The following is a 19,265-nucleotide window of genomic DNA, read 5'->3' on the forward strand; positions in this document are numbered from 1 at the left end:
CATCGCCGGGACATCTTCCTGAACGGCCATGGCGTCACTCCTCCGTCCGATGGCCGGCCTCCCGGCCACGGGGCCTGCTGGAATGCCGAGACTGTACAGACTTGTAAAAAAACTGCAATGGCCTAGGGTGTGAGGGCCGGCCGCCGCTCGACGTCCCTCGCGGCACGGCGCGGCGCGGCAGGTCGAGGCGGCCCGAGACTGGAGGAACATCGTTGGCGGGGAGCGCGACAGAACGGCCGGCGGACGACACGGCGACGACGCCCAAGCGCCGAAAGCCCGCACCGGCGGACGGCGCCAAACGCCAGCCCCGCGGTGAGGCCCGCCGCCAGGCCATCCTGGACGCCGCCATCGAGACCCTCGCCCGCAAGGGACAACGCGGCCTGCGGCTCACCGAGCTGGCCGAGGGGCTCGGCCTCAAGCACTCCAACCTGATCTACTACTTCGGCAGCAGGGAACGCCTGCTCAGCGAGGCGGTCGAGGAGCGCGAGAAGCGCGAGCGATGGTTCTACAAGATCCCCGACGAGATGGTGAGCCTGTCGGAGCTTCCCGACGCCGCCGAGCTCATCAAGGAGAACGCGCTCTTCACCCGGCTGTACGTCGTCCTCGCCGCCGAGAGCCTCGACCCGGAGGACGGCCTCCACGAGTTCTTCGTCCATCGGTACCGCCGCGCCCGGCAACGGATCATGACGGCCGTCATGACCGACAAGGAGGCCGGACGGATCAGGCCGGACGTGGACGCCGAGCAGGTCGGATATGAGGTCATCTCCATGATGATGGGGCTCGAGATCCAGTGGCTGATGGACCCCGACAACGTGGACTACCTCCAGATCATGCGCAACTACACCGACGGCCTGTACGAAAGGTTCGGCACACCCGAACAGACGTGACGCGCACAGCCCCCGCGGACCGTCGCCCACCGGATCGGCGGTGCGGACGGCGGCGAAAATTCAGCCGCAGAAATGTCGAATATGGGCCGCCGTAAAGGCCATTGACGATGGGGTTTACCGGAGCGCAAAGCTGTTTTATCGTGCGGGGGAGCCAAGGTCCGAACACCGTGGAGGATCTCATGGGCGATTCCGCGCAGTGCCCCGTGTCGATACCGGTCCGGCGCTCGGATCCGCTGCATCCTCCGCGCGAGTTCGCCGCCCTGCGAGAGGGCCCGCCGATCCGGGTCCTGGGGACGCACGGCGGGGAGCACTGGCTGGTCAGCAGGCATGCCGACGTGCGCACGGTGCTGGCCGACCCTCGGTTCAGCTCCGACGACACGCACCCCGCCTTCCCCCGCCTGATCCCACGGCGGCCGACGCCCGGCGGGCTGTCGTTCCTGCGGATGGACGACCCCGAGCACGGACGGCTGCGGCGGATGTTGACCGCCGAGTTCACCGTCCGGCGCACCAACGCGATGCGGCCCGCCCTTCTCCGCGACGTCACCGCGCTGCTCGACCGGATGGCGGAGCAGGGCCCGCCCGCCGATCTGGTGGAGTCGTTCGCGCTGCCGCTGCCGTCCATCGTGATCTGCCGGCTGCTCGGCGTGCCGTACGAGGACCATGACTTCTTCCAGTCCCGCAGCACGGCGGCGCTGCGGATGACCGACGACCGCGGCGCGGGTGAGATCGCGATGGCGGACCTCGCGGCCTACCTGGACGATCTGGCCGCCCGGCGGGAGCGAGAGCCCACCGACGACCTGCTCGGCCGGATGGCCCTCCGGGTCGGCAAGGGCGAGCTGCGCCACGAGGAACTCGTCGCGATGGCCCGGCTGCTGCTGATCGCCGGTCACGAGACCACCGCCAACATGCTGGGCCTCGGCGTGCTGACCCTGCTGCGGCATCCCGACCAACTCGCCGCGCTGCGCACCGACCCGTCCCTGATCGGGCGCGCCGTGGAGGAGCTGCTGCGCTTCCTCACGGTGGTCCAGGCGGGCGCTCCACGGGTCGCGCTGGAGCCGGTCGAGGTCGGCGGCACGCTGGTGGCGGCGGGGGAGGGCGTCATCCTGGCCCTGCCGTCGGCCAACCGGGACCCCGACCACTTCCCGGACGCCGACACGCTGGACATCGCCCGAGATCGGGGCCACCACGTCGCCTTCGGGTACGGGGCGCACCAGTGCATCGGCCAGACGCTGGCCCGGGTCGAGCTGGAGATCGCCCTCGTCGAGCTGTTCGCGCGCTTGCCCACCCTGGACCTCGCCGTGGACCCGTCGGAACTCCGCTACAAGGACGACATGTTCGTCTACGGCGTCAACGCTTTGCCGATCCGGTGGTGATCCGACTGAGCGCCGACCGGGACGCCTGCCGAGGCGCCGGCCAGTGCGCGTTCCACGCCCCCGACCTGTTCGACCAGGACGAGGAGGAGGGGCTGGTGGTCCTGCTCCACGACGAACCCGCAGACGACCGGCTCCCCTCCGCCCGCCGAGCCGTCGCCGCATGCCCCAACCGGGCCATCACCCTCACCGCCTCCTGACCACACGGCTCCCCCCACCCGGCCTGGATCCGGCGGCACTTCCCCGACCCCGACCGCATCCAGATCACCAGCCCCGAGGTCTCCTGGGCCGAGGCCGCCACCTCCGCCATGTGGTCACGCACCCAACGGACGGGGTCGCGGCCCGGACTTCGATTTTTCGGGCTGTCGATGAACATGCCGGTTCGGGGCCCGGATCGTACTGTGTCCGCCCCGACAGCTTGGGGTCGAAGTTCGCCGAAAGGCCGCTCATGGGCGGTTGCGTTGTGTAATCCTCTGAATACAGGAGGGCCAATGGCTGCTGGGCTGCCACGGCATGTGGCGTGCGTGATGGACGGGAACGGGCGGTGGGCCGAGCAGAGGGGGAGGGAGCGGACGGAGGGGCATCGCGTCGGGGAGGGTTCGGTCGTCGACGTGATCGAGACGTCGTATGCGTGCGGGGTGAAGTGGCTGACGCTGTACGCGTTCTCGACCGAGAACTGGACGCGGCCCGACGAGGAGGTCGCGTTCCTCATGGGGCTGGTGCAGCGGGCCCTGCGCAAGCACGCGGCCTCGCTGCATCTGCGCGGGATCCGGTGTCGGTTCCTGGGAGGCGAGGATGGGCGGATCCCGCCGTCGCTGGCGCGGGACATCGCCGACATCGTCGAGTTGACCAGCGGCAACACCCGGATGACGCTGACCGTTGCGTTCGATCACGGCGGACGTGACGCGATCGTGCACGCGGCGCGGGCGTTGGTGCGGGAAGGGGTCCCCGAGGACGCCGTCACCGAGGAGGCGCTGGCCGCGAGGTTCCAGTACCCGGACACCCCGGACATCGACCTGGTGATCCGGACGTCGGGCGAGCAGCGCGTCTCCAACTTCATGCTGTGGCAGGTCGCCTACGCCGAATGGATGTTCCCACCGACCCTGTGGCCCGATTTCAGGGCCGAGGAGTACCGCGCCTGCCTGGAGGAGTACCGGCGGCGGAAACGCCGGTACGGAGGACTCGACCGCATCGACGAGATGGAGATGATCTGACGTGACGGACACCCTCGACCATGAGCGGCGTATCGAACTCGCGCGAAGGTTCGGCGCCGGGTCACTGCTGAAAAGGCTGACCTGTGAGCTGCGCTGGGGCCTGGCCGCCGTGCGGGCCACCGTCCTGGAGGCCGCGCACCCGCAGGTGGGAGGTGCGCTCCTGGATCACTCGACGTTCGTCGTGCATCCGTGGCGGCGGCTGTTCAACACGATCACCAGCATCGACCGCCTCGTCGACGAGGACGTCGCCGTCCAACTGCGCGAGGTCGACCGGCTCAACCGGCTGCACGCCCGCATCACCGGGACGGACGAACGGGGCCGCCCCTACAGCGCCCTCGACGCCGACGCCCGTGCCTGGGTGATCGCCACCCTGTACGACTCGACGGTGGAGGTCTGCAGGCTCACCGGCACACCTCTCACCGCCAAGGAGGAGGGGCAACTGTATGAGGAGTACAAGGCCCTCCTCACCCTTCTGCAGGGCCGCGACGACCTGCTGCCGCCGACGCTCAAGGCGTTCCGCGAGTACTTCGCCTCGATGGTCTCCGAGCGCCTGGAGGACAACGAAGCGGTCCAGTCGATCATCAACGGGCTGTTCTCCACGATCCCGGCTCCGCCCCTCCTCAAGGGCCACCCCACGCTCTGGGCCGTCGCCCGCGCCGCGATCAGCCCGGTCGCCTCGGCCGTCACGCTCGCCACGCTCCCCGAGGCCTACCGCTCCAAGTACGGCTACACGGCCCCGCCCGGCGCGGACGCGCTCATGCGCGGCGGCTACTTCGCCGTGGGCGTGATCACCCTGATGCTGCCGCCGTCGCTGGGCCGCACCCCCGTGATCATCGACATCCTCGACCCGTCCCGCGAGTCCACCCTCGGCCCGATCAAGATGATGGGCCTGCTGATGGAACAGGCCGGCAAGGCCCAGGACCTGCTGAGGCGCCCGGCCGGGCAGCGGCGGTCCGGTCCCGTGGCCAAGGGCGCCGACCGCTTGTTCCACGAGGTCCTCGACCAGACCGGCGACGGACGCCTGACCTGGCCCGACCTCGCGGCCATGGCCCGGGAGATCGCCACCCGGCTCGACCTCGACGAGCCGGCCGAGACCCGCCTGTTCGGCGCCTTCTCGGCGTGGTGGAAGGAGCTGCTCGCCGCCATGGACGCCGACGGCGACGAGGTCATCACCCGTGAGGAGTTCGCGGCGGGCGCCACCTCCCTGTCCGGCCCGGCGCTGGCCCACGTCGCCGAGGTCTTGTTCGAGACGGCCGACAAGGACGGCAGCGGCACCATCTCCCCGGAGGAGTACCGACTCCTGTTCCGCTCCGGCTTCCGCCGCGACGTCGAGACCACCGCCACCGGCGACATCACCTCGGGCGCGTTCGTCGCCGAGTTCCTCGCCTTCATGACGGGCCGCACCGGCTCCACCGCCTGCGACAACCTCCTGGCCACGGCCTGACCCGCGACCGAACGTCGGCGCACCGACGAAGCCGCTCCGCTCTCCCGGCGCTCGGGGGAGCGGAGGCCGGAGCGGGTCCGGTCAGCGGTACGCGATCGTCGCCGGTATGTGGACCGGGGCCGGGCCGCACCGTTCAAGGCGAGCCGCCGCGCGGGCACCGACGGGTCCGGCTCGAGCATCCTGCACCCCGCCGGGTCATGCCCCACCCCGACCGTTCGCACCCCGCCGACAGGGCCCGGTCCACGGTCCCGAACTCACCGACGCCGCCCTGCACGTCCGCGACCTCGCCACGATGATGACCAACCGCAACGGGCTGGATCACCACGGCCGGCCGGCTGCGCCACCGGCCGTACCGCCGTGGAGGCCGGACTCACCCTGCCCCACGGCAGCGGCACCGTTCAATGAATCGGCAGACGTTCGGGCGCGCCGACTCCGACCTCCTGCGGGTCCGGGTACGCCGATTCCGCACGCCGAACTCGGGCGCCGGCGCGCCGGGGAGACGGTGCCCGGCGTGGGGTCGTGGGAGTAACGCTCGGGCGGTTTCGTCATCGGGCCGAACGGTTCCGTGGTCTCGTTCGACGTAGGGGTGTGACGGCGATGCGGACCCCCGGCGGCGGAGCATGGGGGACAACGGTGGCGGGCGGTGTGATGGCGGGGTTGATCTCCTGGCGGGCCGCCGCGATGGCGCTGGCGATCCTGGCCTTGAGCGGGGCTTTTCGGATCATCCTCGAGTGGCAGCGGCGTCGGACGTTCGTCGCCTTGGTGGCCGGCGCGCCGCAGGGCACGGTGATCGTGCAACAGGATCGGCCGGGGGAGCAGACGATGAGGGTCACACTGGGCGGGCGGCCGCGTGGCCCACGAGCACGGGACAGTGGGTGACCGCCCGCATTCCCCCGGAGCACGCCGACGAAGTGGGGAAGCTGTACCTGCAGGTCGCTCCGGCGTTGTTCGGGTACGCCTGCACGCTTCCGCAGGTGGACCGTGCGCGTGCCGAGGACCTGGTGCAGATGGCGTTCCAGGAGGCTGCGGTGTGCTGGGTCAGGCTCGCCGCACTGGATGTCGAGGGTCGACGTCGGTGGCTGTTCACGGTGCTGCGGAACAAGGCGATCGATGAGTGGCGTCGGAACGGGCGTGTGCGGCCCCACGCCGATCCCGCCGCGTACGGCGGCCATCCGGCGGCGGAGCCGTTCACCCAGGTCCTGTCCGCGCTGGTGTTGCAGAGATGCTGGTCGGCCATCGAGCGGATGCCGCCGATCCGGCAGCGCGTCGCCTTCCTGCGGTGGAACGAGGAATGGAGCACCGCTGAGATAGCCGACTGGCTGGGCATCGCATCGGCCACGGTGCGAGGACATCTCAAGGTCGCGCGAGACGAACTGGTCGTCCAGGTGGGTTCCGCCGTCCCCTTCCTGAACGATCCTGAAGACACCGGAGACGAACTCGGGGAGGAGGCGCCATGAGGGAAGAGGACCGTGAACTCCGCGTTCACGATCGAGTCGCACTCGATGAGATCGAACTCTACGCCGACCTCCTCACAGCGGCGGCCGCAGCCGACGGGCCGATGACCGCCGCGGAGATCGACCGTGCGCTCGGCGTCCGTCCAGGCCCCCCACAGGCGGGTCCGCCGGCGGTCGCGCTGCGCCGCGCGGCAGGCTCCGCCGAGCCACCCCCGGGAGAGAGCCGACCGCCGAGCCCGCAGGACACTCCGGTCTCGCCGGCGGAGGTGTACCGGCAGGCCCGGCAGCAGACGGCCGCAGAGCAGGCACCCTTGGACATGCGCGTCGGCCTCGACAGGCTCAACCGGTGGATGAACCAGGAACCTGACAACGATCTGGCCTGAAACCCGGCCTCGCCACCCTGCGGCTCGCGGTGCGCACCTCTCCGTCCAGAACGTGGGGCCGGTACTCCTCGGCGAACGTCACCGGTTCGGCCGACGGCGTCGAGAGATGTCCGCACGCGTTCCCGAGGGGATCATTCGGTGGCGGCGCCGAACCAGGTGGGCAGCCGTTCGAGCAGATCCTGCTGCTCTTCGCCGACCCACGCCACGTGGCCGTCCGGACGCAGCAGCATCGCGGGCACGTCCAGTTCGTCGCTGCCGTCCACGACATCCTGCTCCGTGCCCGTGAATTCGAGCGGCTGACCGGAACCGGGCCGGCTTGGGGATCACTTGGCCGCGCGGCTGAACGCGGTCGGTGTCGCGCAAAGCCACCGGAACGACGGGTGCGCCCGTCCGGAGGGCGAGCCGTCCGACTCCCGTGCGTCCCTGAGAGAGACGTCCGTCCGGCGAACGGGTGCCCTCGGGATGAAGGGCGAACACTCGGCCCCGCCTCAGCACCTCGGCCGAGGCGTCGAGGGCGGCACCGGCGGCGCGACCTCCCGAACGGTCTTCCAGCGGCCACCGCTTCTCAAGGGTTGACCGGCCCACTGACCGCGCGACGGCTGGGGCGATGGACTTCAAGAGGATGGCTGCGTACTCGACGATGTACGAGCCGGTCTTGCGGAAGGGAGACTGAGGCTCTGCATCCGTGGCCGCATCCTGAGGACCACCGGGGATACGCCGCTTCGCGAGGAGCTGGTCCGCCGACAGGCGAGCAAGGAGGGGAGAGGGGGATACTCACCCCTTTCCACTCTCAACGTATAGCGCACCAGGGGGCTTGCGGCAAGACCCCGGTCGTGCCGCAGAATCGTCGGCCGAGGCCGGAAGCTGCAGTAACGGGGGGCAAGAGATGCGCGTGTTGTCGACGTACGAGTTGCGCGGGGGAGTCGCACCGATGGCGGGACTCGCAGTCGGCTGGACGGTGGGCGCGATGACGGTCATGGCGGCGAGGTGGGCGGTGGACCAGCCCCGGCGAAGGACAGGTGTCTCGTTCCGGGTCGGTGAGTTCCTCAGCGAGGTCGAGGCTCGTCTCGAGTCGGACGGCCGGCGCGCCGACGTTCGTCTGAGCCCGATGAGTGCGACCGGAGTGCTTCCGCCGTTGTAGACGCCGGGCACTCGTCAGGTCCTGATCTCGCCGGCGAGCCACCACGGGAGGTGCCCGGTCGAGCGTGGGTGCCGAGAAGGCCCTCCCGAAGGTCACTGCTGGCCACGGTCGGCCGGCACGGCAGCGCGGGCCGACTCCCGGGCACCTTGCGGCAGCGGCGTCGCAACGCGCGCCGGCCCTCCGGGAACGGCTCGTCACGGCCCATGTTCGTCCGCCCTTCAAGCGACCCCCTCACATCCACAGCAGACCCCGGCCGCGCTCACGAGCGCCGCAATCCACGAACCCCAGATCGGAGCCGATGACGTGAACCCCGTGACCACCAGCGCGTTCGACCTGCCCGAGAACCTCGCTCCCAAGGCCGACCCGGCGCTGATCGCCGACGACGAGAAGCACTTCGCGGCCATCGCGGGGAGCCTCGAGCAGTCGATCGCCGCCCTGTCCGAGCGTCTCGACGCCCAGCGAAGGGCACCCGGCGGCATCGGTCAGGCGGCGATGGACCGCGACATGGAGATCCACCGGCTGACCGCGCGCCTGCGCACCCTGCGCCGCTTCGGGCTGGACCTGTGCCTGGGGCGCATCGTCGCCGCGGACGACACGGAGCCCGTGTACGTCGGACGGCTCGGTCTCACGGACGGCGATGGTCGTCGGCTGCTGCTCGACTGGCGTTCCCCGGCGGCGGAGCCGTTCTTCGGAGCGACCCACGCCAACCCGATGGGGCTGGTGAGCCGCCGCAGGTACCGCTGGACCCGCGGACGGGTCAGCGACTACTGGGACGAGGTGTTCACCGAGGACGGGTTCGAAGGGCACGCCGCGCTCGACGACCAGTCCGCCTTCATCGCCAGCCTGGGCGGCCACCGGTCGTCGCGCATGCGGGACGTGCTCGGCACCATCCAGGCCGACCAGGACGCCATCATCCGCGCGGGATCCCAGGGCGCCCTCGTCGTGGACGGCGGTCCGGGGACGGGGAAGACCGTCGTCGCCCTGCACCGCTCCGCCTACCTGCTCTACTCCGACCCTCGGCTCGGGCACCGCCGGGGCGGGGTGCTGTTCGTCGGTCCGCACCAGCCCTACCTGGGCTACGTCGCCGACGTCCTCCCCAGTCTCGGAGAGGAGGGCGTGCAGACCTGTACGCTGCGGGACCTCGTCACCGAGGGAACCGAGGCGGCGACCGAGGCCGACCCGAACGTGGCCCGCCTGAAGTCGTCCGCGGACATGGTGAAGGCGATCGAGAAGGCCGTCCGGTTCTACGAGAATCCGCCGGCCAAGGGGATGACGGTCACGACCGACTGGACCGACATCCCGTTGAGCGCCGCCGACTGGGCCGAGGCGTTCGAAGCGCCGGACCCCGGGACGCCGCACAACGAGGCCCGTGACCAGATCCTGGAGGAGCTGGTCACGATCCTGATGGACAGGTACGACGGCGAGGCGCCGGCCGGGCTGCTGCGGGAGTCCCTGCTACAGAACAGGGAACTGCTCATGGCCCTCAACAGGGCGTGGCCGCTGATCAGAGCGTCCGACATCGTCGGCGACCTGTGGTCGGTGCCCGCCTACCTGCGCCTGTGCGCTCCCTGGCTCGACACCGACGACGTTCGAAGGCTGCAGCGCACGGACTCCCAGGCATGGACGGTGTCCGACCTGCCCCTCTTGGACGCGGCGCGGCAGCGGCTCGGCGACCCGGAGGCGTCACGACGCAAGCGCCGGCACGAGGCCGCCATCGCCGCTCAACGCGAGCGCATGGAGCAGGTCGTCGACAACCTGATCGAGGCCGCAGCCGCCTCCGGCGCGGACGGCGACGACGGCGAAGGGCTGGTGACGATGCTGCGCGGGCAGGACGCGAAGGTGAGCCTGATCGACGAGGCCGCACTGTCGGGCGCCGACCCGGATCTGCTCGCCGGCCCGTTCGCGCACGTCGTCGTGGACGAGGCCCAGGAACTGACCGACGCGGAGTGGCAGATGCTGCTGCTCCGCTGCCCGTCGCGGAGCTTCACCATCGTCGGGGACCGCGCCCAGGCCAGGCACGGGTTCACGGAGTCGTGGCGGGAACGGCTCGAACGCGTCGGGTTCGACCAGATCAACCTGGCGTCCTTGAGCATCAACTACCGGACGCCGGAAGAGGTCATGGCGGAGGCGGAGCCGGTCATCCGGGCCGTGCTCCCGGATGCCAACGTGCCGACCTCCATCCGCAGCGGCGGAGTCCCCGTCGTCCATGGATCCGTCTCGGAGCTGGGCTCGGTCCTCGACGCCTGGCTCGCCGAGAACGCCGACGGGATCGCGTGCGTCATCGGCGATCCGACGTTCCGGGGGACGTCCCGCGTCCGGTCGCTGACCCCGGAGCTGGCGAAGGGGCTCGAGTTCGACCTGGTCGTCCTGGTCGACCCGGAGGCGTTCGGCGAGGGCATCGAGGGAGCGGTCGATCGGTATGTCGCGATGACCCGAGCGACCCAGCGGCTCGTGATCCTCACGAGCTCCTGACGTCGGTTCCGTTCGTGCCTGGACTCGGTGGCGATCGGTGTCTCTCGCGAGCCGTCGGTGCCCGGCGCTCCCGATCGGTGGACGCCGCCTTGGCCGACGCCCGTGGCCGGTGCCCGCGCTCGGGTCGTCCTCAAGCCCGGTGGGATCCCGGCGTTCACCCGTCGAGGGCTGAGGTCCCACCGGTTCGGCTCGCCCTCGGTGGCGGCGGTGCCGGTTGCTCCGGTGGTCGCGTCAGGCGGCGGTGAGGCCGGCTGCGACCGCCGCCGCCCGAGCGCTTCAGTGGAGTACGGACTCTCGATGCCGCAGGTCACGGCTCCACGCGGCGGCCGACCCGTTCCAGGCGCTCGGCCGCCGGCGGCGCGGGACCGTCAGGTGCAGCTCGCGTCGGGGGTGGTGGAGACCCGGGTCCCGACGACGCTGGGATTCGAGGTGCCGATCAGCTCGCCCTCGGTGTCGTACACGTACGTGGTGCCGGTGCTGGTGAAGGCGGCGCCCGACTGGGTGGCCTGCTGGTCGATCAGGATGTGGCCCGGCAGGCCGGGGAGGGGCTGGAACACCTCCTTGACCACCCAACGGAACGTGTCGGAGCCGGTCTTCCACCAGTAGCCCCGGCCGCTGCTCACCTCGGTGGCCAGGCACACCTTGCCGGCCGAGGTGAACGAGATCCGGGAACTGTGGCTCTCGCCGTTGACCGTGACCGAGAGGTTCCACGCCCCGACCGGCTGGGTCTGAGTGCGGGCGTGGGCGGTGCCCGTGCCTGCGGTGAGGGACGCCGGGATGAGCGCCGCCGAGGAGATGACCGCGAGGGTCTTCGTCTTCATGATCCCGACGGTAAGTGGGGCTTGGGTGAAACGCAACGCTTGTATACTTTTGGAAACCCCCTCACCTCAAGGGAAGCGGCGGCCAAGCAGCCGTTCGACATTCGGATCGTCGGCATTGACTTCCCGTCAAGTGCGATGTCGGCATGAATGCCGACGGCCCTTCACTCCCGAACGCGACTCCAGCCGCCAGGTGGCCGATATGGATACCCTTATGGGAAACGCGTGGACATTCACCCGTGGTGCTCTTTCGCTGTCTTCGGTCGTGACTCGGAGTCTCACCCTCCTCGCAGGCCGATCCCGGCGTCAGAGCACCACGCCTCCACCCTTCCGACGGTCAGTCGCCACTGACCGTTCCGATCCTTCTCACGGGCCTTTTCGGTCGCTCAGGCGAAATCAGCCGGCGGGCTTGCCGAACCAGCGGGAGAGGTGGTCGTCCAGGTCGTGCTGATCGTCGCCGATCCAGGCGACGTGGCCGTCGGGGCGTAGCAGGACGCAGGGAACGTCCAGTGCCGCAGTGGGATCGGCGAGGTGATCGACCCGGTCCGACCAGCCGCCGACGGTCAGGCGTTCGGTGCGGTCCAGCAGCATGCCGCGGCCGCGATGCAGCAGACCGTAGAGGTGGCCCTGTTTCACGTCGATGTCGCGCAGGCGGCGGCCGAGCAGGTCGGGGCCTTCGCCGAAGTCGTAGCGGATGCCGATCGCGGTGATCTTCTCGATCAGACGGCGGTTCACCTCGTCGAAGTCCATCAGTTCGGTGAGCAGCCTGCGCACGGCCTGCGGGCCCGGTTCGGGGGACAGCAGTTCCATCTGGGCGCGGGTGTTGTCCAGCACGTCCTCGGCGACCGGATGACGTTCGGCCTCGTAGGTGTCCAGCAGTGTTTCCGGCGCCCAGCCGCGGATCTGCGCGGCCAGTTTCCAACCGAGGTTGAACGCGTCCTGAACACCCAGGTTGAGGCCCTGCCCGCCGATGGGCGGATGGATGTGCGCCGCATCGCCGGCCAGCAGCACCCGGCCGATCCGATAACGTTCCGCCAGCCGGGTGGCATCGCCGAAGCGGGACAGCCGGCGCGGGGAGTGCACGCCGAAATCGGTTCCGGCGATGGTGCGCAACTGTTGTTTGAAATCCTCGAGGGTGGGCGGCTGCGCGCGATCGCCGACGCCCGCGGCGGGGACCACGACGCTATAGACCCCTCCGCCGAAGGGCCTGAGCCAGAATCGCCTATCGCTCTCGTGGAGTTCGGTCACCTTGGCGGCGATCTCCTCCTGCGGTACGCCCACTTCCATCTCGCCCATCAGCGTCTCGGTCCGCGATGGCTCGCCGGGGAAGCCGACGCCGAGCAGTTTGCGCACCGTACTGCGCCCGCCGTCACAGCCGACGAGATAGCGCGAACGAAGCCGTTCCCCGTCCGACAACTCGACGGTCACACCCTCATCGTCCTGCTCGAGACCCGCCACCGCACAACCGCGCCGGACCTGCGCACCGAGTGCGATCGCATGTTCTTCCAGCAGGCGAACGATGATCGGCTGCGGGATGCCCAGCAGATAGGCGTACGCGGAATCCAGGCCCTCGGGCGCGGGTTTGGCGATGGCGGCGAAGAAACCACCGGCCGGACGCCGCCTTCCGTGTTCGAGAATGCGATCCAGCAGTCCGCGCATCGCCATCAGCTCGAGACTGCGAATATGCAGACCCACTATGCGGACGAACGACACGGGCTCGGTTTCCTTCTCCAGAACGAGGACCCGCACATCGTGCAACCGCAATTCGGCGGCCAGCATCGCACCGGTCGGCCCGCACCCGGCGATGATCACGTCGTACCTGAGGGGCGCGCGGTCGGCTCCGGAGGCCGACGACCGGAGCCCACGGGCGTCGCCCACAGCGGCGCGCTCGTGCGGGGACGGCTCGGCGGTGAACTGCGAAGAGTGCATGGGTGTTGCCTTTCGGGAGGGCCTTGTTGTCGAGGCGCTCCCGGCGACACCTACGTCAATCGCCCGACCGTGACAGGAAGGGGAGCACCCACATCGCTACAGCGTTCATGGGTCTCACCTCCTCGGGCGGTGTCACGGTCGACTGCAAGCTATAAGCCCGAGCATCATCCCGTCCAACCCTTTTCCGGCCGCCTGATCACGACCTCGGACGGACCCCCACGGTTGCGGGCGAAACCGGCGGCCCGGCCGGTCCCGGCCACCGTCGGATCCTGGCCGCCCCGAGACGTACCGGACCTCGGAAGGTGCGCGTTCTCGCTCACCGGCATCGACCGCCGTCGCACCAGGCTTGCCAGTTATGTAACAGCGTTCTATAGTCACATTACTTCGATCTACAACTCAGGGGCATCGTTCCACTGGAGGTCGTGATGACCAGGACGACACCCGGATTCCGCCGGGATCCGCGCCGTGCGCCGTCGTCGGCGCGCGGGACCGCGGTGGTGATCGGAAGCGGCATGGGCGGCCTGCTCGCGGCCCGGGTATTGCTTGATCACTTCGATCGGGTCACCCTGCTCGACCGGGACCGTTTCCCGGAGTCGCCGACGCACCGGTCCGGGGTGCCGCAGTCGCATCACGCACATGGCCTGCTGCTCCGCGGCCGGGAGATCATCGAGGAGCTGTTCCCGGGGATCGAGGAGGACCTGAGGGCGGCCGGGGCGACCGTCGAACGCGACCGCGTGCCGTTCCAAGTGGTGTCGCCGTTCGGGCCACTGCCGCTCACGCCCATCAACGACGAGTTCGGGGTCTACAGCCGGTTCCTGTTGGAATGGCAGGTCCGCGAGCGGTTGGTCGCCCACTCCCGGCTGCGGTTGCTGGGGGGAACGGAGGTGGTGGGCCTGGACACCGGCGGCCCGGCGGCTCGGCCGGGCTCCGCGCGGGTCACCGGCGTGCGGGTGCGTCATCGCGGCGCGGACATCGGCGCCACGTCCGTGCTCGCCGCCGACCTGGTGGTCGACGCGAGCGGGCGCCGTTCCAAGGCGCCGGACTGGTTGCGCGAGCTGGGCTACGGTGAGGTGGCCGAGGAGACCATCACCTCCGGCATCGGCTACGCGTCGCGTTTCTACGCCAAACCCGACGGGTTCCCCGGCGACTGGTCCGGGATCGTCGTCAACGGCCGGGCCCCGGACAACCCCCGAAGCGGGCTGGTGCTGGGCATCGAGAAGGATCAGTGGCACGTCACCCTCGGCGGGTTCGCCGGCGCCGCGCCGCCCACCGACGAGGCGGGGTTCCTGCAGTGGGCCCGCGATCTGCCTGATCCGACGGTCTACGAGTGCATCCGGATCGCCCGCCCGCTGACCCCGATCCGGGGCCATCGCACGCTGACCAACCGGCTGCGCCACTTCGAGCGGCTGACCAGGTGGCCGCCGGGTTTCGTGGTCACCGCCGACGCGGTGTGCGCGTTCAACCCGATCTACGGCCAGGGCATGACCGTGGCCGCCACCGACGCGCTGGTCCTGGGCGAGTGCCTGCGCGACCACACCGACCCGCCGCGCGGCGGCGTCCGTACCCGGCCGGGCTTCGAGCGGGAGTTCCAGCGCCGGCTGGCCAAGAACGTCGCGACCGCGTGGATGGTGGCGAGCAGCGAGGACCTGCGCTGGCCGGGGATCGCCCTGCACGGGGCGCGACCACGGCGCGGCGGGAAGGCCGCGCGGCGCTGGATCGACCTGGTGCTGCGCGCGGCGGTGGCCGACCCGTACCTCTCCGAGCGGTACTTCAACCTGATCATGATGATGGCGTCGCCGGCCACGATGTTCGGCCCCCGGGTGCTGGCGCACGTCGCCCGGGCCGCGATCACGGGAGGTCTCGGCGTCCCCAGCCGGGAGTTCGGCCTGACGGACGCCTCGCTGGCGACCGTCCGCGCCCTGCCCGACGCTCACCCCGTGGCCGGCGGCGGGTCGGCGGCGCCGGGGCACCAAGGGGCCGTCACATGACATCGCTGCCATGGTCGGCCTCGCCGGGGCCGGCGCCATGTCCGCGCGCGTCGACCGACGGTGGCGTGGTTGCATGGCCGCATGCCATCAGCGCCGTCGCCCGACTCGTTCCGGACACCGACCCGCCGCCCCCGGGGGCAGAGGTGAGCCGGGGCCGGACGTCGGCGCTGGTGGTCCGCGAGGCGCTGCTGCGGGCGGCCCGTGAGCTGCTCGACGAGCGCGGCCCCGCAGGGCTGGCGATCCGCGACATCGCCGCGCGCGCCGGGGTGGCCCCGATGGGGGTGTACAACCGGTTCGGCTCCAAGGACGGCATCCTCAACGCGCTGCTCGAAGAGGGTTTCGCCGAGCTCGCGGCTGCGGTCACCGTCCGACCCGATGTCGCCGACCCCCTCGGCGCGATCACCACCGGAATGGGCAACTACCGCGCCTTCGCGCTGGCCAACCCCGCGATGTACCGGTTGATGTTCGACCTGCCGATCGCGGGGTTCGAGCCGTCTCCAGAGGTGCGCATGATGGCGCTCGCGGCGTTCGAGCGACTGATCGACGCGGTCCAGGTGGGCATCGCGACCGGGCACCTGCGGCCCGGGGATCCCGAAGAGATCGCCCAACGGGTCTGGGCCGGCTGCCACGGCGCGACCAGTCTGGAGCTGCGCGGGATCGCGTTCATCACCGACTACGACACCCACTACGCCGCGCTCGTCCGGACCCTGTTGCGCGGACTCGCCACCCACCCCGACTCCGAGAGCGAGTGAGCCGGTGATCACGATCGACCGAGCCGGGCTGGAGTTCGACATCACCGAGAACGGGCCCGCCGACGGTGAGCCGGTGGTGTTGCTGCACGGGTTCCCTCAGCACGCCGACATGTGGGACGCGCTGACCCCGATGCTCACCGCGCACGGCTACCGCGTCCTGGCGATGAACCAGCGCGGCTACAGCCCGAACGCCACCCCGCGCGGACGCCTCGCCTACCGCATTGAGGAGCTCGTCGCCGACGTCATCGCCCTGATCGACGCCCGGGCCGGCGGTGGCCCGGTGCATCTGGTCGGCCACGACTGGGGCGCGGCGGTGGCCTGGGCACTGACCGCCGCCCACCCCGAGCGGGTGGCCAGCCTGACCGCCCTGTCGGTGCCGCACCCCTTCGCGTTCCTGACGGCGATGTTCACCAGCGTGCAGGGGTTGAAGTCCTGGTACATGTACTTCTTCCAGCTACCGTGGCTGCCCGAACGGCTGCTGCTCGTCAACCCGGTCCGGACGCTGATCCGGTTCGGTCTGTCCCCGGAGCAGGCCCGGCGGGACGCGGCCCGGTTCACCGGCCCGACGTCGCTGCGCACCGCGATCAACTGGTACCGGGCCATGCCGCTGGTCAACCCGCGCGCCGCCCGCACGCCGGTACGCCGCCCGACGTTGTTCGTGTGGTCCGATGGCGACGTGGCCATCTCCCGGCAGGCGGCGCAGCGCTGCGCTCGCCACGTCCAGGGGCCCTACACCTTCGTGACGTTGGCCGGAGTGAGCCACTGGATCCCCGACCAGGCCCCCAGCGAGCTCGCCGAGCTGTTGGTGCCGCACCTGCGGCTCTGGCCCGCCATCGCCCCCCGCTGATGACCGGGCGCACGCCGGCGGGATGACCAGCCGTCCGTCGTCGTCCACACGGACGGCGCCGATGTCGTTGGGTGAGGTGCCCGCCAAGGTCTCCTCCAGTTCGGCCGCACCCGCCGGTTCGCGGACCAGATGGCAGAACTCCTCGCCACTGTTGGAGGGTGATCCTCGTAGGTGCCTCCCAGCAGTGCCGGAACGCGGTGTCGTCGCCGCTCTTGCGGGCCTTGGCCAGGTGGTCGTTCCACTGACCACCGGAACACCGATCGGGTGGCCCTCAATCCGGATTGTGGAATGCCCTGAACGCAATGACTGCGACTGCGGGATGGTTGGTGATATTTTTCCTTCCGGTACACGCCGAGATGGATGTGGAATTCTCATGCCGGAAGTCACGCTCGCGGTCACCAGCGGTGACGGAAGCGGAAATGTCGGCGCTCTCTTCCGCTGGCTGCGGTCCGACCTTCGGGTCCAATACGGCCTCAAACCCGAACTTCGTTCCGAGGCGGTCCCTGAGGGGACCATGGGGGCCGCGGACCTGATCCATGTGGTGCTCGACCATGGCGAGGCCATCGCCGCGCTCGCCACGGCCGTGGCGGCGTGGTTCGGCACTCTCCGTCGCAGACCCGCGCTGCGCGTCGAGCGTGACGGCGTCGTCGTCACGCTCGCCGACGTGTCGGAGGAACGCCTGCGCTCCGTCCTCAACGAGCTCCTCACGGGCCTTCCGGCCGAACCCGCCGAGAACGAAGGAGGGGAGGAAGAACGGGATGAGCCTGCATGACATGCGCCCCCGGCAGGCGGATCCGGTCAGGTCACGGGCCGTCCTGATCGGCACGCACACCTACGAGCACGAATCGCTCCCCGCCCTGCCCGCCGTGGAACACAACCTCCTCGAACTCCAACGTGCGCTCACGGATCCGGCCATCTGGGGACTTCCGGCCCAAAACTGCGCCGTTGTGTCGCAGAAGAAAGACGCCGCCGAGATCCTGGACATCATCCAGCGCGCCGGGGAGCAGGCCACCGACACGCTTCTGGTCTACTACGCCGGTCACGGCCTGATGGGAACGCGCGAAGGTCAACTCTGGCTCACCCTCCCGCATTCACGTGCGCGCAAGCACGCCACCGTGCTCCACTATGACTGGATCGCCGATGTTCTGCGGAACAGTCACGCTAAGTGGAAGACGGTGATCCTGGACTGCTGTTATAGCGGGCAGGCGTTCGCCGGCAACACCCTGGGCCCGTCGGAGTTCGCCGACTGGGCGCAGGTCAGAGGGTCGTTCGTCATGACGTCGGCCGCCCAGGACGCGTTGGCCGGCGCTCCCTTCCGCGACCGCCCGACCGTGTTCACCGGCGCCCTCCTCTCGGTCCTGGACAACGGGATCCCGAACGGGCCGCCGCTGCTGGACATGGCGACCGTCTTCGCGGCGGTGCGCGGACGGCTGGTGGCCGACAACCACCCCATTCCCCAGCAGGGCAATCAAGACATGGGCGGATCCAGCATCATCTTCCGCAACCGGTGGCACGGCGCCCCGGCTCGTGCGGACACCGCCCTCGACGCCTCCTCGGCCGATCTGAACGGCTGGGGCGTCCCCGACCCGGCCGAAGGCTGGAAGTGGCAGGCCGACGCGTTCCGGTGGGGGCCGTTCCGCGCGCCGCTGATCATCGTGGAGGGCGACGGCACCAGCGTCATCGGGGAGGACTCCGTTCGCCTGATCGTGCAGGACGACCCCATCGAGCTGCCCGACGAGCTGGCCGAGTGGCGCGCCGAGATCGAGCGCGACCAGCGGGAACGTCGCGAGCGGGGGGACGACTTCTTCTGGAACGGCAACCGCTACGCGATCGACAAGGTCTCGGTGAGCCGCCATCCGACCACCGAAAGCCCCGAGGTGTCGCTGCGCCTGAAGCCGTCCGACTACTACTCGTTCCTGGCCGTACAGCAGCACGATCGCGAGTTCGCCGACGGAACGACGCCTCGCAGCCGCTACCTGGACCCGTACCGCCCGGTGGACGTCCCGGCCTTCATGTCCTCGAGCCTGGGCACCAATATCGCGGTGGTGACCGCCGACAACAAGATGATCTTCTCGCGGCGCAGCCAGAACGTCGGTTCGCACCCCGGCCACTGGAATTCCTCCGCGAACGAGGCGCTGTCGCGGGACATCGACTCACAGGCGCGCAACGCCCCGAATCTCTACGACGTCGCGCGGCGCGGCCTCAGGGAGGAACTGGGCCTCGAACGTCACGAGTACAGGCTGTCCCTGCTCGCAATCACCGTGGACCGCAGGAACCAGTGGGGCGCGCTCTTCACCGCCAGACTCACCTCACTGACGAGCGACCAGTTCCTCGCGCGGCGGAGCCGGGGGGTGGCGGACAAGTACGAACACGACGAGCACGCACTGGTCCCCTTCGAAGTGGCCGACATCGTGGAGTTCATGTTCTGCGAGGAACGCCGGACCCTGTGGGCCGCCACCGCTCCGGCCGTGTTCTTCCTCGCCCTCGTCTACCAGTACGGCCGGACCGTGGTCGAGGACGAGAGCCTGCGCACGTTCGCACGACTGAGGGCGCGGGAACGGTAGCT

At 70.0% G+C, this 19,265-nt stretch carries 16 protein-coding genes and 2 pseudogenes; 14 read left to right on the forward strand and 4 right to left on the reverse strand.

From position 1 onward, the window contains the following. Window positions 1-212: 212 nt before the first annotated feature. The 8 genes from DFJ69_RS31300 to DFJ69_RS31330 all read left to right on the forward strand — a co-directional run bounded on the left by DFJ69_RS31300 (window position 213) and on the right by DFJ69_RS31330 (window position 6,752). Entirely contained in the window at window positions 213-887 is a 675-nt protein-coding gene (locus tag DFJ69_RS31300; protein ID WP_116025903.1) for a TetR/AcrR family transcriptional regulator, read from the forward strand. A 179-nt stretch (window positions 888-1,066) separates the two neighbouring features. Next, entirely contained in the window at window positions 1,067-2,260 is a 1,194-nt protein-coding gene (locus DFJ69_RS31305; protein ID WP_170177877.1) for a cytochrome P450, read from the forward strand. Further along, entirely contained in the window at window positions 2,257-2,457 is a 201-nt protein-coding gene (locus tag DFJ69_RS31310; protein ID WP_245974652.1) for a ferredoxin, read from the forward strand. The genes DFJ69_RS31305 and DFJ69_RS31310 overlap by 4 nt, the downstream gene beginning before the upstream one ends. Window positions 2,458-2,748: 291 nt before the next feature. Next, entirely contained in the window at window positions 2,749-3,471 is a 723-nt protein-coding gene (uppS, locus tag DFJ69_RS31315; protein WP_116025905.1) for a polyprenyl diphosphate synthase, read from the forward strand. A 1-nt stretch (window position 3,472) separates the two neighbouring features. After that, the gene (locus tag DFJ69_RS31320) at window positions 3,473-4,915 is read left to right on the forward strand and encodes an oxygenase MpaB family protein (protein WP_245974653.1); all 1,443 of its coding nucleotides are present in this window, start codon (window positions 3,473-3,475) and stop codon (window positions 4,913-4,915) included. Between the two features lie 648 nt (window positions 4,916-5,563). Continuing rightward, window positions 5,564-5,794 carry a hypothetical protein gene (locus DFJ69_RS34680; protein ID WP_170177878.1) on the forward strand — a complete coding sequence of 77 codons (231 nt, stop codon included), beginning with the start codon at window positions 5,564-5,566 and terminating at the stop codon, window positions 5,792-5,794. Beyond that, complete coding sequence (locus tag DFJ69_RS31325; protein ID WP_170177879.1) at window positions 5,791-6,372, forward strand: RNA polymerase sigma factor; 582 nt, start codon at window positions 5,791-5,793, stop codon at window positions 6,370-6,372. Before DFJ69_RS34680 ends, DFJ69_RS31325 begins: the two co-directional genes overlap by 4 nt. Then, window positions 6,369-6,752 carry a hypothetical protein gene (locus DFJ69_RS31330; protein WP_116025907.1) on the forward strand — a complete coding sequence of 128 codons (384 nt, stop codon included), beginning with the start codon at window positions 6,369-6,371 and terminating at the stop codon, window positions 6,750-6,752. The genes DFJ69_RS31325 and DFJ69_RS31330 overlap by 4 nt, the downstream gene beginning before the upstream one ends. Window positions 6,753-6,883: 131 nt before the next feature. Here the strand turns inward: DFJ69_RS31330 and DFJ69_RS36310 are convergent. Continuing rightward, a pseudogene (locus DFJ69_RS36310) lies at window positions 6,884-7,018 on the reverse strand (aromatic-ring hydroxylase C-terminal domain-containing protein); the annotation flags it as partial. 106 nt (window positions 7,019-7,124) lie between these two features. After that, window positions 7,125-7,337, reverse strand: a pseudogene (locus DFJ69_RS36380) (lysophospholipid acyltransferase family protein); the annotation flags it as partial. Between the two features lie 859 nt (window positions 7,338-8,196). On the opposite strand from DFJ69_RS36380, the gene helR reads away from it, so the two are divergent. After that, on the forward strand, window positions 8,197-10,365 hold the full coding sequence (helR, locus tag DFJ69_RS31345; protein ID WP_116025909.1) for an RNA polymerase recycling motor ATPase HelR: 2,169 nt from the start codon (window positions 8,197-8,199) through the stop codon (window positions 10,363-10,365). Between the two features lie 368 nt (window positions 10,366-10,733). Here the strand turns inward: helR and DFJ69_RS31350 are convergent, their stop codons facing one another. Beyond that, complete coding sequence (locus DFJ69_RS31350; RefSeq protein WP_116025910.1) at window positions 10,734-11,186, reverse strand: hypothetical protein; 453 nt, start codon at window positions 11,184-11,186, stop codon at window positions 10,734-10,736. A gap of 393 nt (window positions 11,187-11,579) precedes the next feature. Then, a complete protein-coding gene (gene rox, locus DFJ69_RS31355) occupies window positions 11,580-13,112 on the reverse strand; it encodes a rifampin monooxygenase (protein ID WP_116025911.1) in 1,533 nt (510 codons plus the stop codon). 425 nt (window positions 13,113-13,537) lie between these two features. On the opposite strand from rox, the gene DFJ69_RS31360 reads away from it, so the two are divergent. The 5 genes from DFJ69_RS31360 (at window position 13,538) to DFJ69_RS31375 (ending at window position 19,263) form a co-directional block, all read left to right on the forward strand. Beyond that, window positions 13,538-15,100, forward strand: a complete 1,563-nt coding sequence (locus DFJ69_RS31360; protein ID WP_116025912.1) for an FAD-dependent oxidoreductase — start codon at window positions 13,538-13,540, stop codon at window positions 15,098-15,100. A gap of 65 nt (window positions 15,101-15,165) precedes the next feature. Then, entirely contained in the window at window positions 15,166-15,852 is a 687-nt protein-coding gene (locus DFJ69_RS31365; protein WP_170177880.1) for a TetR/AcrR family transcriptional regulator, read from the forward strand. A gap of 4 nt (window positions 15,853-15,856) precedes the next feature. Continuing rightward, the gene (locus DFJ69_RS31370; protein ID WP_116025914.1) at window positions 15,857-16,699 is read left to right on the forward strand and encodes an alpha/beta fold hydrolase; all 843 of its coding nucleotides are present in this window, start codon (window positions 15,857-15,859) and stop codon (window positions 16,697-16,699) included. 373 nt (window positions 16,700-17,072) lie between these two features. Continuing rightward, complete coding sequence (locus tag DFJ69_RS34685; protein ID WP_170177881.1) at window positions 17,073-17,471, forward strand: effector-associated constant component EACC1; 399 nt, start codon at window positions 17,073-17,075, stop codon at window positions 17,469-17,471. After that, window positions 17,458-19,263: a caspase family protein gene (locus DFJ69_RS31375; RefSeq protein WP_170177882.1), complete on the forward strand. Its 1,806-nt coding sequence runs from the start codon at window positions 17,458-17,460 to the stop codon at window positions 19,261-19,263. The genes DFJ69_RS34685 and DFJ69_RS31375 overlap by 14 nt, the downstream gene beginning before the upstream one ends. Window positions 19,264-19,265 lie beyond the last annotated feature (2 nt).

Origin of the sequence: Thermomonospora umbrina (assembly GCF_003386555.1) — a bacterium.
GTDB classification, from domain to species: Bacteria; Actinomycetota; Actinomycetes; order Streptosporangiales; family Streptosporangiaceae; genus Thermomonospora; species Thermomonospora umbrina.

Excerpts from the sequence above, each read along its gene's own strand:
- DFJ69_RS31305 (WP_170177877.1), top strand. The coding sequence starts at position 1,067 with ATGGGCGATTCCGCGCAGTGCCCCGTGTCGATACCGGTCCGGCGCTCG.
- uppS (WP_116025905.1), top strand. The coding sequence starts at position 2,749 with ATGGCTGCTGGGCTGCCACGGCATGTGGCGTGCGTGATGGACGGGAAC.
- DFJ69_RS34680 (WP_170177878.1), top strand. The coding sequence starts at position 5,564 with ATGGCGGGGTTGATCTCCTGGCGGGCCGCCGCGATGGCGCTGGCGATC.
- DFJ69_RS31330 (WP_116025907.1), top strand. The coding sequence starts at position 6,369 with ATGAGGGAAGAGGACCGTGAACTCCGCGTTCACGATCGAGTCGCACTC.
- DFJ69_RS31350 (WP_116025910.1), bottom strand. The coding sequence starts at position 11,186 with ATGAAGACGAAGACCCTCGCGGTCATCTCCTCGGCGGCGCTCATCCCG.
- rox (WP_116025911.1), bottom strand. The coding sequence starts at position 13,112 with ATGCACTCTTCGCAGTTCACCGCCGAGCCGTCCCCGCACGAGCGCGCC.
- DFJ69_RS31360 (WP_116025912.1), top strand. The coding sequence starts at position 13,538 with ATGACCAGGACGACACCCGGATTCCGCCGGGATCCGCGCCGTGCGCCG.
- DFJ69_RS34685 (WP_170177881.1), top strand. The coding sequence starts at position 17,073 with ATGCCGGAAGTCACGCTCGCGGTCACCAGCGGTGACGGAAGCGGAAAT.
- DFJ69_RS31375 (WP_170177882.1), top strand. The coding sequence starts at position 17,458 with ATGAGCCTGCATGACATGCGCCCCCGGCAGGCGGATCCGGTCAGGTCA.